At 64.3% G+C, this 14,805-nt stretch carries 9 protein-coding genes; 7 read left to right on the forward strand and 2 right to left on the reverse strand.

Features of this window, described 5'->3' with window-relative positions; genetic code table 11:
- Positions 1–6: 6 nt before the first annotated feature.
- The 7 genes from zwf (at position 7) to ACT53M_RS01675 (ending at position 12,247) form a co-directional block, all read left to right on the forward strand.
- Positions 7–1,464: a glucose-6-phosphate dehydrogenase gene (gene zwf, locus ACT53M_RS01645; RefSeq protein ID WP_476231022.1), complete on the forward strand. Its 1,458-nt coding sequence runs from the start codon at positions 7–9 to the stop codon at positions 1,462–1,464.
- Between the two features lie 227 nt (positions 1,465–1,691).
- The gene (pgl, locus tag ACT53M_RS01650) at positions 1,692–2,399 is read left to right on the forward strand and encodes a 6-phosphogluconolactonase (RefSeq protein ID WP_476231024.1); all 708 of its coding nucleotides are present in this window, start codon (positions 1,692–1,694) and stop codon (positions 2,397–2,399) included.
- Positions 2,399–4,222: a phosphogluconate dehydratase gene (gene edd / locus ACT53M_RS01655; protein WP_476231025.1), complete on the forward strand. Its 1,824-nt coding sequence runs from the start codon at positions 2,399–2,401 to the stop codon at positions 4,220–4,222. Before pgl ends, edd begins: the two co-directional genes overlap by 1 nt.
- 117 nt (positions 4,223–4,339) lie before the next feature.
- Positions 4,340–5,308, forward strand: coding sequence for a glucokinase (locus ACT53M_RS01660; RefSeq protein WP_476231567.1), 969 nt, complete (start codon positions 4,340–4,342; stop codon positions 5,306–5,308).
- The gene (gene eda / locus ACT53M_RS01665; protein WP_476231027.1) at positions 5,305–5,922 is read left to right on the forward strand and encodes a bifunctional 4-hydroxy-2-oxoglutarate aldolase/2-dehydro-3-deoxy-phosphogluconate aldolase; all 618 of its coding nucleotides are present in this window, start codon (positions 5,305–5,307) and stop codon (positions 5,920–5,922) included. Before ACT53M_RS01660 ends, eda begins: the two co-directional genes overlap by 4 nt.
- A 241-nt stretch (positions 5,923–6,163) precedes the next feature.
- Positions 6,164–8,497, forward strand: coding sequence for a methyl-accepting chemotaxis protein (locus ACT53M_RS01670; protein WP_476231028.1), 2,334 nt, complete (start codon positions 6,164–6,166; stop codon positions 8,495–8,497).
- Between the two features lie 642 nt (positions 8,498–9,139).
- A complete protein-coding gene (locus ACT53M_RS01675; RefSeq protein WP_476231030.1) occupies positions 9,140–12,247 on the forward strand; it encodes a TonB-dependent receptor in 3,108 nt (1,035 codons plus the stop codon).
- A 318-nt stretch (positions 12,248–12,565) separates the two neighbouring features.
- Here the strand turns inward: ACT53M_RS01675 and ACT53M_RS01680 are convergent, their stop codons facing one another.
- Both ACT53M_RS01680 and ACT53M_RS01685 read right to left on the reverse strand, forming a co-directional pair.
- Complete coding sequence (locus ACT53M_RS01680) at positions 12,566–14,077, reverse strand: SulP family inorganic anion transporter (RefSeq protein WP_476231031.1); 1,512 nt, start codon at positions 14,075–14,077, stop codon at positions 12,566–12,568.
- Positions 14,074–14,769, reverse strand: a complete 696-nt coding sequence (locus tag ACT53M_RS01685) for a carbonic anhydrase (RefSeq protein ID WP_476227798.1) — start codon at positions 14,767–14,769, stop codon at positions 14,074–14,076. The genes ACT53M_RS01680 and ACT53M_RS01685 overlap by 4 nt, the downstream gene beginning before the upstream one ends.
- Positions 14,770–14,805 lie beyond the last annotated feature (36 nt).

Raw genomic sequence — 14,805 nt, forward strand, 5'->3', positions numbered from 1 at the left:
CAAAAGATGCAACAGCCCGTGGGCAAATTGCTGCTGTTCGGAGCCACCGGCGATCTCGCCCAGCGAATGCTGCTCCCTTCGCTCTATGCGCTGCACGCGGACGGACTGCTCCCCCAGGGCCTGACCATCACCGGTACGGCCCGGTCGGAAATGGACGATGCGGGTTTTCGCGAATTCGCGCACAAGGCGCTCGACCAGTTTTTGCCGGCGGATCGGAAGGACGACAGCGCTGTCGCCAGCTTTCTCGATCGACTGGCCTATCAACCGCTGGATGCCTCGACGATCGAGGGCTTTGCGGCACTGAAGGACAAGATCGGCGACATTTCCGGCGGTCTGGCGATTTTCCTGTCGACCGCGCCGTGGCTGTTCGGCCCGACCATAAAGGGGCTGCAATCGGCCGGGCTTGCGGGCGATAATGTTCGGATCAGCCTTGAGAAGCCGCTTGGCCGCGACCTCGAATCGAGCCGCGAGATCAACGACATCGTCGCTGCTGCTTTCCCCGAGGAGCGGATCTTCCGGATCGACCATTATCTCGGCAAGGAAACTGTTCAGAACATCCTGGCGCTGCGCTTCGGCAATTCGCTGTTCGAACCGGTCTGGAACGCACGCGGTATCGACAGCGTGCAGATCACCGTGTCGGAAACGGTGGGTCTGGAAGGCCGCGCCGGCTTCTATGACGATACCGGCGCGCTGCGCGACATGGTGCAGAACCACATGCTCCAGCTCGTCGCGCTGATCGCGATGGAGCCCCCTGCCCGGCTCGACGGCACGTCAGTGCGCGACGAGAAGGTCAAGGTGCTGCGCTCGCTGCGCAAGATCCCGGCCGCCGAAGCGCCCAACCTCACCGTCATCGGCCAATATGGCGGCGGTGCGGTGAAGGGCGAGATCGTCCGCGACTATACCACCGATCTCGGCAAGGATTCGCGGACCGAAACCTTCGTTGCGATCAAGGCGCATGTCGACAACTGGCGCTGGCAGGGCGTGCCCTTCTACCTGCGCACCGGCAAGCGGCTGGCCGAGCGCCGCTCCGAAATCGTCATCCAGTTCAAGCCGGTGCCGCATTCGATCTTCGCCGACCGCGGCGGCATGCTCCAGCCCAACGCGCTGGTGATCCGCCTCCAGCCTGAGGAATATGTGCAGCTGCTGGTCATGGCGAAGCAGCCGGGCCTGGACCGCGAAGGCTATCGCCTGCGCGAAGTACCGCTGAACCTCAGTCTCGATGCCGAATTCGCCGGCACCCGGCGCCGCATCGCCTATGAGCGGCTGCTCCTCGACCTGATCGAAGGCGATCCCACGCTATTCGTCCGCCGCGACGAGGTAGAGGCGCAATGGGAATGGATCGACGCGATCCGCGCCGGCTGGGAAGCCAATGACCTCAAGCCCAAGCCTTATGCCTCGGGTAGCTGGGGGCCCTCGCTCTCGATCGCGCTTACCGAGCGCGACGGGGTGCACTGGCACGAATGAGGGGGGCGAGCGCCTTTCCTTCCTTTGCTCCCCTCCCGCTTGCGGGAGCGGTCGGGGAGGGGATGGCGGTTCTGCTTGGTCGAACGCCGGGAATGGAACCGCCACGTCGATCCCTCCCCCAGCCCCTCCCTCAAGCGGGAGGGGAGCAATGGGGATACTCACCCCATATCGGACCTGCACCGGTCCCCATCCGTTGAACCAACCCCACCGAATCCCAAGGAGCTGACATGACGACCGAAATCGAATGGTGGGAGTATGACGACGCCGCCGAACTCGCCGATGCCGTAGCCGGCGACATCCAGTTCATCATCGAAAGCGCGATCGATGCGCGCGGCGCGGCTGTGATCGCGCTGGCCGGCGGCAAGACGCCGCTGCCGATCTATGAAAAGCTCGCCGCCGCCAAGCTCGACTGGAAGCGTGTGACGATCATTCCCGGCGACGACCGCATCGTCCCGCTGGGCGATCCGCTGTCGAACGTGACGGCGATCGGCAAGGTCTTCCTGCCCAGGGGGGCGCGGGTGATCCCGCTCGTCAGTGAAAAGGCCGAGGATTACAAGGCCGCCGGCCGTGCCGCCGATGCCCGGCTTCAGGATTTCCACTGGCCGCTCGACCTGTGCCTGCTCGGCGTTGGTGGCGATGGCCACTGCGCCTCGATCTTCCCCGGCCCCGATTTCGACGAGGCACTGAACGGCCCGCGCGAGCGCCGTGCGCTGGGTGTGCTGCCCGAGCCGCTACCGCCCGAGGCGCCGGTCGCCCGCGTGAGCCTGTCGCGGGCTGCGATCGTTTCCGCTCGTGCGCTGATGATTGCGATCACCGGCCAGGCCAAGCGCGACGTGCTGGAAGCCGCGATTGAGCAGGGCGTGTCCTCCCCCTACCCTGTCGGCCGCGTCCTGGCCGACGCCGAACTGCCTGTCGACATCCACTGGAGCCTCTGATGAGCACCCTCCACGCCGAAATCGCCGCTGTCACCGATCGCGTGATCGAACGGTCGAAGGCGAGCCGCGCCGCCTATCTCGAGCTGATCCGTCGCGAGCGCGAGTCGGGGAATGACCGGCCGAAGCTCGGCTGCGCCAACCTCGCCCATGCTTATGCCGGCACCGAGGAGCAGCGCGAAGAGCTGAAGACCGGTGCCCGGATGAACATCGGGATCGTCACCGCCTATAACGATATGCTTTCGGCTCACGCGCCCTATTATCGCTATCCCGAGCAGATGAAGATCTGGGCGCTGGAGGCCGGTGCCACGGCGCAGGTCGCGGGCGGCGTACCGGCGATGTGCGACGGTGTGACCCAGGGCTATCAGGGCATGGAGCTGTCGCTGTTCAGCCGCGACACCATCGCGATGGCGACCGCGGTATCGCTCAGCCACCGCGTGTTCGAAGGCGCGGCGCTGCTCGGCATCTGCGACAAGATCGTGCCGGGCTTGCTGATGGGCGCGCTGCGTTTCGGCCACCTGCCGATGGTGCTGATCCCCGGCGGGCCGATGCGCTCGGGCCTGCCGAACAAGGAAAAGGCCGCGGTTCGCGAACGCTTTGCAGAGGGCAAGGCGACGCGCGAAGAACTGCTGGAGGCGGAGATCGCCGCCTATCACGGCAAGGGCACCTGCACCTTCTACGGCACTGCGAACTCGAACCAGATGATGATGGAGGCGATGGGCCTCCATGTCCCCGGCGCGGCCTTTGCCAATCCGCAAACCAAGCTGCGGCAGGATCTGACCCGCGCCGCCGTGCACCGGCTGGCGGAAATCGGCTGGAACGGCGACGATTACCGCCCGATCGGCCACGTCGTCGATGAAAAGGCGATCGTGAATGCGGCAATCGTGCTGCTGGCGACGGGCGGTTCGACCAACCATCTGATCCACGTCCCCGCCTTTGCGCGCGCGGCCGGCATCACCATCGACTGGGACGATTTCGATCGTCTGTCGCGCGTCGTGCCCTTGCTCACCCGCGTCTATCCGAACGGTTCGGCCGACGTGAACCAGTTCGAGGATGCTGGCGGCCCGTCCTTCGTCATCCGCGAGCTGCTGCGCGGTGGCCTGATGCACGCCGACACGCTGACGATCGCCAAGGACGGCATGCCCGCCTATGGCCGCAAGCCCGACATCGAGGATGACGCGCTGGTCTGGCGCGAGCATGGCACAACCAGCAACGACGAGAATATCGTCCGCACCATCGATGCGCCCTTCTCGCCCGAGGGCGGCTTCCGCATCCTCAAGGGCAACATCGGTCGCGCCTGCATCAAGGTGTCGGCGGTCGAGCGTGAACGCTGGATCATCGAGGCCCCTGCCCGCGTCTTTGCGGATCAGTCCGCAGTGCTGGCGGCATTCAAGGCCGGCGAGCTGGAGCGCGACGTGGTCGTCGTGGTCCGCTTCCAGGGCCCGCGCGCCAACGGCATGCCGGAGCTGCACAAGCTGACGCCGCAGCTCGGCGTTCTCCAGAATCGCGGCTTCAAGGTGGCGCTGGTCACCGACGGTCGCATGTCGGGCGCCAGCGGCAAGGTGCCGGCGGCGATCCACCTGTCGCCCGAGGCGCTGGGCGGAGGGCCGATCGGCAAGGTGCGCGACGGTGACATCCTTCGCCTCGATGCCGAAGCCGGTACGCTGGAAGCGCTGGTTCCCCCCGCCGAGTGGGACGCGCGCGAGCATGCCGCTCCCCCACCCCCGGCGCAAGGCACCGGCCGCGAGCTGTTCGCCATGCTCCGCAACCATTGCGACGAGGCGGAAAAGGGCGCCTCGGCCATGCTCGCCGAAGCCGGACTGTAACGTATGTAAATCGACTTGCCCGTCGCACCGGACTTTACATCCGGGCGTCGGGCGGGAAGAAGGGCGCCACCGTCTGGCAACGTTGACAGGGACGGTATGGAGAGGAACGAAGAGCGGATGGAAGTCGTCGCGGTCGATATCGGGGGCACGCACGCCCGCTTCGCGGTTGCAGAGGTTGCGGAAGGCCGCGTCGTCTCGATGAGCGAGCCGATCACGCAGAAGGTTGCCGAGCATCCCAGCCTCCAGCTCGCCTGGCGCGGCTTTGGCGAACAGCTCGGGCGGCCGCTACCCAAGGCCGCCGCGATCGCCGTCGCCTCGCCGATCAACAACGAACTCATCAAGCTCACCAACAATCCCTGGATCATCCGTCCGCCGCTGATCCCGGAACGGCTGGGGGCCGATACCTGGACGATCGTCAACGACTTCGCCGCCATCGGCCATGCGGTCGCGCAGATGGAGGAAGAGGCCTTTCTCCACCTGTGCGGCCCCGACGTGCCGCTCCCCGACAGGGGGTCGATTACCGTCTGCGGTCCGGGCACCGGGCTGGGCGTGGCGCAGGTATTCCGTCATCGCGGCGGCTATGACATCATTGCTACCGAAGGCGGCCATAGCGACTTCGCCCCGCTCGACCAGATCGAGGATGCGATGGTCAAGCGCCTGCGCCGCACCTACCAGCGCGTCTCCAAGGAGCGCATGGTCGCCGGCCCGGCGATCGTTTCGATCTACGAGACGCTCGCCGATCTGGAGGGCGTGCCGGTGCAGCGACTGGACGACAAGGCGATCTGGACGTTGGCGCTGGAGGGCAAGGACAGCCTGGCCGTTGCCGCGCTCGACCGCTTCTGCCTCAGCCTTGGCGCGGTGGCGGGCGATCTCGCGCTTGCCCATGGCCCCAGCGCAGTGGTGATTGCCGGTGGTCTGGGCTTGCGCCTGAAGGACCATCTGCTGCAATCGGGCTTCGGCGAACGATTCGTTGCCAAGGGGCGCTTCCGCTCCCTGATGGCGTCGATCCCCGTCAAGCTGATCACCCATCCCCAGCCGGGCCTGTACGGCGCAGCCGCCGCCTTCGCCCAGGAGCATGCACTATGACCGACGCCGCAACCGGAATCGAAGCCATCATGCGCACTGCGCCGGTCATCCCGGTGCTGGTGATCGACGATGCCGCCAAGGCGCGTCCGCTGGCCGAGGCACTAGTGAAAGGCGGCCTGCGCGTGCTGGAAGTGACGATGCGCACCCCTGCTGCGCTGGAGGCGATTCGTGAGATGAAGAAGGTGCCGGGGGCGATCGTCGGCGCCGGCACGGTGGTGAATACCGACCAGTTCGAGCAGGTGATGCGCGAAGACGCTGAATTCATCGTCTCTCCCGGCCTGACCGAGCGGCTCGGCGATGCGATCGTTCGGAGCGGGGTGCCCTATCTGCCGGGTATCGCCAATGCCGGGGACATCATGCGCGGGCTCGACCTCGGCCTTTTGCATTTCAAGTTTTTCCCGGCCGAAACCTCGGGCGGGCTGAAGGCGCTGAAGGCGCTTGCAGCGCCCTTCTATCAGGCAAAATTCTGCCCCACCGGCGGTATCAGCCTTGCCAGCGCCCCAGACTGGCTGGCCTTTGACCCAGTACTCTGCGTCGGCGGCAGCTGGATTGCCAGCGGAACGGCGGAAGAAGTCGAAGCCAAGGCGCGTGAAGCGGCCGCCCTGCCGCGGTAACTTTCAGTAATTTGCCATTTTTTACTAATTTACATTAGCCATTGAGTTTGATTTTTGTCAATATCAATAATAATACAAATCGAATTATCCTAGTATGTATCCTAATATACGAAGTATATCTGCGATATTTTCCGGCGATAATTCACCCCCGAACCGGGGCACTTCTATAATCCAGTAAGCTTCATCGACACCTGTCGCTTTGGGCGTGTCGCGTTGTAGCCAAGGATGAGGGTTGTGCCCCATGGACGTGATGCGTTTCCTCCAGAATATCAAATCACTGCAGCGCAAGATCGCGCTGCTCGCCGGCTTTTGTCTCGCGGCGACCGTAGTACTGATCGTCGCAATGAGCGCGGTTTCTGCCTGGTCGTCGCACAGCTTCGTCAGCGGTAGTGTCGACAAGATCGTCAACACCCAGGCGAAGGACATGCTCCAGAACCGGGCGGCCGCAGAAGCCCGCTCGATCAAGGCGTCGCTCGAGGTCGCCTTTGATGCGGCCCGCACCATGAGCCAGACCTTCGCAACGCTGGCCGGTAACGACAGCGCGGCGACTGCCCCCGGCCAGCGCCGCACGCAGTTCAATGCCATCCTGCGGCACGTGCTGGAGGAGAATCCCGCGTTTAACGGCACCTATTCCGCCTGGGAACCCAACACGATCGATGGCGCCGATGGCGGTTTCGTCAATAATCACGCGGTGGGGTCGGACCAGACCGGCCGTTTCCTTGCCTATTGGACCCGCGCAGCGAACGGCAATGTCGCGATTCAGCCGCTGGTAGAATATGACAGCGCAGAGCGGCACCCGAATGGTCTGGTCAAGGGCGGTTGGTATCTGGGCCCGAAATCCAGCGGCGAGGAGAGCATTCTCGGCCCGTTGCCGTACACGGTGCAGGGGAAGCGCGTGTTCCTGGCTACCATGTCGGTGCCCATCATGGTGCACGGCAAGTTCATGGGCGTGGCCGGCACCGACTATAATCTCGACTTTCTCCAGAAGGTCGCCAACCAGACCAACCAGTCGCTGTTTTCCGGCAAGGGCACGGTGCTGATCGTCAGCGATACGGGCCTGATTGCCGCGAATAGCGCGGATGCTAATTCGATCGGCAACGCCGCTGCGTCCGCCGGTGAACAATGGGCGCAGGTCGCGGATATTGTGAAGACCGGCGAGGCGAAGATCGTCGACGATCCGAAGCGTGCGAATGTCGATGTGTACCATCCCATCCATCTCGGGCGCAGCAAGACGCCCTGGTCGGTGGTGATCTCGATCCCGCGCGATCTGGTGCTGGCCAATGCGCGTGAACTCAGTGGATCGCTCAGCAGTCGTGCAGTCTCCAGCATGGTCCTGCAACTTCTGCTGGGGCTGGGTGTGGGCGTGGCTGCAGTGTTCGCCATGTCCTATGCCGCTGCCAGCATTGCACGGCCGATCAGCGCCTGCGCGGATTTTGCCAACGGCATTGCTCGCGAACAGATGGACCAGGCGCTCGACATTCGCCAGGCCGATGAAGTCGGCGCGCTCGCCGAGGCGCTCCGCAAGATGCAGGAGGACATCAAGGCCAATATTGCCCGTCGCGCGGACGAGCAGGCAAAGGTCGAGTTCGTCGTGGAATCGGTTTCGACCAGCCTCGAGGGCCTGTCGAACGGTGACCTGACCGTCGACATCGAGGCAGAGTTCCCCGATGCCTATGGTCGCCTGAAGGCGAATTTCAATAACGCGCTGGGGAGCCTGCGCAAGTTGATCGGCGCAGTGAGTGATAGCGCAGCGACGATCCGGAACGGATCGACCGAAATCGCCCAGGCTTCGGAAGATCTGGCCCGCCGTACCGAATCCAACGCGGCGAGCCTGGAAGAGACTTCGGCGGCGATCGCGCAGATGGACGCTAGGCTGAAGGCGACCGCCACGGCTTCTACCCAGACCGTGAAGCGCGCCGATCAGGCGATGACAACGGTACAGGGCGGCCGCTCTACTGCCGACGAAGCGATGCAGGCGATGAACCGCGTCAGCACCAGCGCCGAAGGCATCGACAATGTAATCGAAGGACTCGACAAGATCGCTTTCCAGACCCGCGTGCTCGCGATGAACGCTGCCGTCGAAGCAGGCCGTGCGGGTGATGCAGGCCGGGGCTTCGCGGTCGTAGCCGACCTCGTCTCGGCGCTGGCAATGCGCGCGGAGGATGAAGCGCGCGTTGCCCGCGAGCAGCTTACCATGACCCAGACCGACATCGGCGTCGCGGTGGAAGCGGTCCGGCGGGTCGACGACGCCCTGGTCAACATTTCCGATGATGTCGACGCGGTCCACAAGCTGCTGGGCTCCATGGCGGCAGACAGCCATGCCCAGTCGGGCGCGATCACTGAAATCAGCACTGCGCTGACGGTGATGGACCAGTCGACCCAGCAGAATGCGGCCATGGTCGAAGAAACCTCGGCCGCGGCACGCAACCTTTCGAGCGAGGTGCGCTCGCTGAGCGAGCAGGCTGAGTCGTTTCGCATCGAAAAGTCGGGCCGTTCAGCGCCGTCTCGCGGTAGCGAATGGACTTCGCCACCACGCCCGGCATCGCAGCGCCGGCCGCAACCCGCCATGGTATGAATGGCAGACACCCCGGGGCGCCGGTCTCCGGGGTGTCCCAATTGAGGTGGCGGGACATGTGCCCCGGCAGTTCGCCTAGTCACTACAATATCGGCCTTACCAGTGCGGGAATGGGATGTTGCTCAAACCGGGCGGAAGCTCCTTTGGGTAATCTTTTTCGATAGGATTGCACGGTCAGGGTGCCCGAAACGGGCACATCGCAGGATCGGCCGGTGCCTTCCCCTCGCTACTTTCGAAACACCCTTTTTCCGCGGCTTTGCGCCGGCCGTTTAGACAATTGGTCCGGCAGATCTGTTCCCTCCCCAAAGTAGCGCGCGAGTGGCCACCGTGTCCGCCACACATTGGTCTGACCGAATGCCCATTGACGGCCTTACCAAAGCATGAAAGATAGCGCTAACACGACCCCTGTTCGTTGAAGCAGGTGCGAACTGGGAGAGCATGTATTGGCTCCACTACTATGCGCGCAGTGCACAAATTGTGCCGTTTCCGGGCAAGGATTAGCGGAATACGAACCGGGTGTTTCCCGCGCGCATCGTGCGTGCGGCTTGGGTGCCTTGCGACCCTTCACCGTCCTCCACGCTATTTCACAGAAGCAATAATTCCGCGCCGAACGATGCGGAAAACAAGAGGGGAACCTGACCAATGACCACCGATCTGCCCATTTCTGGCGCTACTCGCGCAGCTTTACTCGCCGCAACCGCCCTTTCCGTCCTGCTGACCGCCCCCGCCGTCGCGCAAACGGCGCCGTCTCCGGCGACGGAAGCGCCGCAAACCGCTCCCGCGACCGATCAGCAGGCGCAGGACATCATCATTACCGGCTACCGCTCGAGCCTTGCCAAGGCGACCAATGCGAAGCGGGATGCGACCGGCTTCACCGACTCGATCTTCGCGGAAGACATCGGCAAATTCCCCGACACCAATATCGCAGAGTCGTTCAACCGCATTCCCGGCATCACGATTTCCCGTGACGTCACAGGCGAAGGCGTGAACGTGGCGATCCGCGGACTCGGCTCGAACTTCACCAACGTCACGCTGAACGGTGCGCCGATCGCGGTCGCGTCTTCAGGCGCCACCGACGCGCAGGGCACGGACCGTTCCGTCGACCTCAGCTTTTTCCCGACTGACCTGTTCACCAAGCTGACGGTCAACAAGAGCTATACTGCCAACCTGCTGGAAGGTGGCGCGGCCGGCAATGTCGACCTGCGCTCGGCCCGGCCGTTCGACCGCACCGATTCGTTCATCGCCTACAACATCCAGGGTTCGAACCAGACGCCCGAAAAGCGTGTCGGCGCGCGCGGCTCGCTGATCGGCAGCTGGCACAATGATACGTTCGGTATCCTCGCCGGTGTCTCTGCACAGCGGCTCTACACCCGCACCAACGGTTTTGAGACGATCGGCTATACCAACCCGGCGCTCACCGCGGCCCAGTGCGGCGCAGCCTCGGGTTGCAACAGCACCGGCGGCGGCAACTGGACGATCCCGGCAACAGTGCCGGCCAATGCCGGCGCTGGCCTGGTCGCCGGCACGGTGATCGACAAGAACTTCCTGCTCGCCAACAATCCGGGCGCGACGATCCAGCAGATCGACAACGGCCTGATCCCGCGTCTTGGCCGCACCGCGGACATTCGCGGACCACGCGACCGCATCAACGCGATTGCGAGCGCCGAATTTCGTCCGTCGGACGCGCTGCATTTCTACCTGGACGGCTTGTACGGCTATAAGCACAACGAACTGATCCGCGAGGACATGGCGTGGATCGGCCGCAACGGCGCAGCGATCCCGATCAACCTGAAGTTCGACAAGTCGGACTGCAGCAACGGCTGTACGGTCACCAGCGGTACCTTCGCCAACACCCAGTTCTTCGACGAATTCCGTCCCTATTACGAGACGACCGAGCTGTGGAGCATCAATCCCGGCGCAGAATGGACGATCAACGACAAGCTGAAGCTGAACCTGCAGGCCAATTATGCCCGCTCGACTTTCCACCGCGAGAGCCCGACGGTGGGCGCCACAACGCCCCTAGGCCAGGGCGGCACCGTCACCTACACCAATGATGGCGGCATCCCGAGCATCCAGAGCAGCCTCGACCTGAACAACCCGGCGAATTTCGGCTGGTACACCGGCAGCCGCGTCAACATGCAGGACGAGCGCCGCCTCAACAAGAACAAGGGCATCCGTGGCAACCTGACCTGGGGCGACCACGCGCTCAACCTCCAGGTCGGCGCGGCCTATGACGATACTTCGCGCCGGATCCGCGGCTATGACAACACCCAAGCGTGGCAGAACGCCGTCTGCGGCGACAATCCCAACGTGTTCGTGCCCGGCCCGAATTCGCAGCCTCCCTGCGAGGGCCTGAACGTCAAGGGAACGGCTCCCGCAGGTTACCCCACCTACCCCGGCTATGGCACCGGCTATACCGCCGGCCAATCTGGCCCGATCACCTATGGGGGCTCGCTGATCCCCAACGCCGCCTTCCCGACCTATCTGAAGCCCGGCCCCGCCGGTTTCGTCACGGTCGACTGGGATGCATTCCGCAAGGCGAGCAACTATGACAGCTTCCACGACAACACACCGGAGAGCGGCGGCTCGAATACCGGCGCCAGCGGCGGCTATATTCGCGAAGTCGTCAAATCCGCCTTCGCCACGCTGAACGGCGAGCAGCAGCTCGGCGGGAGCATGTTGCGGTTCAACATCGGTCTGCGCTACGTCAACACGATCCAGACGATCCAGGGCCGCGTTTCGGTCGCCGATCCGCGCAACGTCAATTCGTCGGGCGCGCAGATCGCCGACGGCAGCCGCTATCCGAACCTCGTCACCATCGTCACCACCCGCAACAACTATACTCAGTGGCTGCCGGCGGCCACCCTCGCCTATGATGTGGGGCCGCACGCAGTGGTGCGCCTCGCCGCCTCGAAGACGATGACCCGGCCGGATCCGTCCGCGCAGCTGCCGGGCGTGAGCTTCGGCGCCCCCTCGGCCGACCAGGCTACGATCGGCAATCCGGCGCTGAAGCCCTATCTGTCGACAAACCTCGACCTGGGCTTTGAATATTATACTGGCCGCGAGGGCGTGATCAGCTTCAATGCCTTCCGCAAGTCGATCGAGGGCTTCACCACCAACGCGAACAGCACCGTGCCCTTCTCGGCGCTGGCGCAATATGGCATCACCTATGACACGCTGAACCCGACCCAGCAGATCGCGATCAACTCGCGTGGCGGCCCGAGCCAGGCGACGGTGCTGGTCACCAGCCAGGTCAACGTGCCGAACAAGCTGAAGATCAACGGCCTGGAATTCCAGTGGGTCCAGCCGCTCGACTTCCTCACGCAGAAAATCGGCGTGCACGGCTTCGGCTTCAATGCCAACGCCACGATCGTCGATCAGACCAGCGACGGCCCGGCGCAGGCCTATGGCGTGGCACCCTTTACCTACAACATCACCGGCTATTACGAACGGAACGGCGTGATGCTGCGGGTGTCGGTTACATCGCGTGAAGGCTCGCAGAGCAGCGGCAATTCGCAGAACAGCATCCCCGCGGCTGCGTTGTTCAACGCCGATTACACCAGCTGGGATTTTTCCTCGGCGTTCGATCTCGACAAGCTGCTTGGGGTCAAGAAGGCGCCGCAGCTGACGATCAACGTGTCGAACTTCACCAATGCGACGCTGCGTTCTTACTTCCAGTTCCCCAACGCAACGTTCACCCAGTACAAGCCCGGCAGACAGGTCCTGATCGGCCTGCGCGGTACCTTCTGAGCGGAAGCGGGCCGGCCATGGCCGGCGCCGTCTATATATCAGCGGAACGCCGCCGTCCGGGGACCGGGCGGCGGCGTTCTGGGTCTCGGGTTTGCGAAACCGAACCGGCTTGGCGTCGCGGCCGGGGGATGGGGGAATGGGCCGGCGCACGCCGCCCGCCGCTGGTCTGGGGAACCAGGGGGCCGGATGGGTCCGCGTCCGGCGCGTCGGCGGCGATAGGGTTGGTAGGCTGTCGCCGGTCAAGCGCGCCGGCCCGGTGCTTTCGTGTAACGATGGAACCCTTCTCGCAAATTGCCCCATTGTTACAAATCTTGGCCGTCACGCCGCCAAGGCAGCAATCTTGCCGTTCGCGCCCGACAGTTCGACCGTATTGCCGCTGGCGCGACGACGCTGCAGCCAGTCCTTCAGCACTTCGGCGCAGCTATGGTCGAGAGCACCGAGCCGCGAGACATCGAGCCGAACCACAGCATCGCGCGGCACTGCCTCCAGCCTGTCGAGCAGCTTGGGCAGCGTGACGAAGGTCGCGGCGCCGTCGAGGGAGATCGTGCGGGCGCCGGCCACGTCCTGCTCCACCACTTTCAATCCAAGGCGCCGAACGTGCGGAAGCAGCTCGAGAAGCGAAAGCGCGATACCGACCAGCACGCCGGTCAGCAGATCCTCGGCAACCACCAGGACGCAGGTGAAGGCCCAGATTGCCGCAGGCAACAGACCATAGTGACCGAACAGGTGGCGGACATGCTTGAGGTTTACCAGTTTCGCGCCGGTCACCACCAGGACCGCGCCTAGCGCCGCCATGGGTATCTCGCGCAACAGCCAGGGGAGCAACGCAACGAAGCCGAGTATCCAGACGCCGTGCAGCACCGCGGACCAGCGGGACTGCGCCCCCGCCTGCACATTGGCCGAGCTACGAACGATAACCCCGGTCATCGGCAAGGCGCCGGCAGCACCGCAAAGCAGATTGCCGATACCTTGTGCCCGCAATTCCTTGTTGTAGTCCGTGCGGACGCCGTCATGCATCCGGTCGACGGCCGCGGCTGACAGCAGCGTCTCGGCGCTGGCGATGAATGCAAGTGCGATCGCAGCGGTAATCACCGTCGGATCCAGCCACCGCCCCAGAAACCCTGCTTCGGGCAGTGCGACGGCCGACATGATGTTCGAAGGAACATCGACGCGCGTAACGTTGAGGCCAAAGGCGAAGGCGATCAGCGTGGCCGCTACCACACCAACCAGCGCGCTCGGCACCAGTCGCAGCGCGGTCGGGCGCAGCTTGTCCCAGCCGAGCATGGTGACGATGGTGACGACACCCAGCAGCAGCGCGAGTTCGGCCGACGCAAGGTTCGGCGACAGGCCGAGCAGACGACCGGGCATGGCGGCGAGATTAGCCAGTCCGCTCGACAGCGGCTTCGCATCGAACAGCACATGGAACTGCCCGACCACGATCAGCACGCCGATGCCGGCGAGCATACCATGCACTACCGCAGGCGAGATCGCGCGAAACCAGCCGCCGACGCGCAACACGCCGGCGACGACCTGGATCAGACCGGCCAGGATCAGGATGGGCCCCAGTGCCGACAGGCCCTGTTCACGCACCAGTTCGAAGACGATGACGGCAAGGCCCGCCGCCGGCCCGCTAACCTGCAACGGCGAGCCGGCGAGGACGCCGACGACGATACCGCCGATGATGCCGGTCACGAGCCCCTTTTCGGGCGGGACGCCAGAGGCGACGGCAATGCCCATGCAGAGCGGCATCGCCACCAGAAATACGACAATCGACGCCGTGAGATCGCGGGCGAACCCCTTGGGCTTTTCGAGAGGCACGGCGCTGCTCACTCGGCCGCCTCCAGCATCGGCGCGTCGAGCGCGAGGCGCTGGCCGGCCGGCAGCGCCACCGGCAGCGGACGATCTTCGCGGATCGGCACGAAGCGGCCAGTCTGGCCGTCAAGCCCGAGCATAACGCCAGCGCCGATGTCGACGAACCAACCGTGCAGCGCGATTTCCCCACGCGCGATACCTGCGGCCACCGAAGGATGGGTGCGCAGATGGGCAAGCTGGACGACGACATTCTCTAGGCTGGCCGCGCGAACCGCGTCGGCATTGTCGAGGTCTGGATACCCTCGCTCGACCACGCATTGCGCAGCATGGCTGTGGCGAAGCCAGGCGGCGACATTCGGCATGCCGTCCAGCATTGCCGGGTTCATCAGCGCCTTCATAGCGCCGCAATCGGAATGACCGCACACGATGATGTCCCGCACGCCCAGCGCCGCCACAGCATATTCGACGGTCGAGGAAACACCACCATTCAGCGTGGCGAAGGGCGGGACGATGTTGCCGGCGTTGCGGCACACGAACAGATCGCCGGGCTGGGCCTGCATGATCTGTTCGGGAACCACGCGCGAATCCGCGCAAGAGATCATCAGCGCCTTGGGGCTCTGCCCGTCCGCCGCCAGCTTCGAATAAAGTGCGCTCTGGTTCGGGAAGACCTGCTTCTCAAAGGCGAATACGCGTCCGATGAGTTCGTTCACGGCATTGCTCCTGCTTCGGTGCCGTCCGGGGCGGAC

The organism is Sphingomonas sp. DMC6 (assembly GCF_056314225.1).

What these genes read in the sequence shown, in the direction of transcription:
- zwf (WP_476231022.1), top strand. Translation starts at nt 7, where the DNA reads ATGCAACAGCCCGTGGGCAAATTGCTGCTGTTCGGAGCCACCGGCGAT.
- pgl (WP_476231024.1), top strand. Translation starts at nt 1,692, where the DNA reads ATGACGACCGAAATCGAATGGTGGGAGTATGACGACGCCGCCGAACTC.
- edd (WP_476231025.1), top strand. Translation starts at nt 2,399, where the DNA reads ATGAGCACCCTCCACGCCGAAATCGCCGCTGTCACCGATCGCGTGATC.
- ACT53M_RS01660 (WP_476231567.1), top strand. Translation starts at nt 4,340, where the DNA reads ATGGAAGTCGTCGCGGTCGATATCGGGGGCACGCACGCCCGCTTCGCG.
- eda (WP_476231027.1), top strand. Translation starts at nt 5,305, where the DNA reads ATGACCGACGCCGCAACCGGAATCGAAGCCATCATGCGCACTGCGCCG.
- ACT53M_RS01670 (WP_476231028.1), top strand. Translation starts at nt 6,164, where the DNA reads ATGGACGTGATGCGTTTCCTCCAGAATATCAAATCACTGCAGCGCAAG.
- ACT53M_RS01675 (WP_476231030.1), top strand. Translation starts at nt 9,140, where the DNA reads ATGACCACCGATCTGCCCATTTCTGGCGCTACTCGCGCAGCTTTACTC.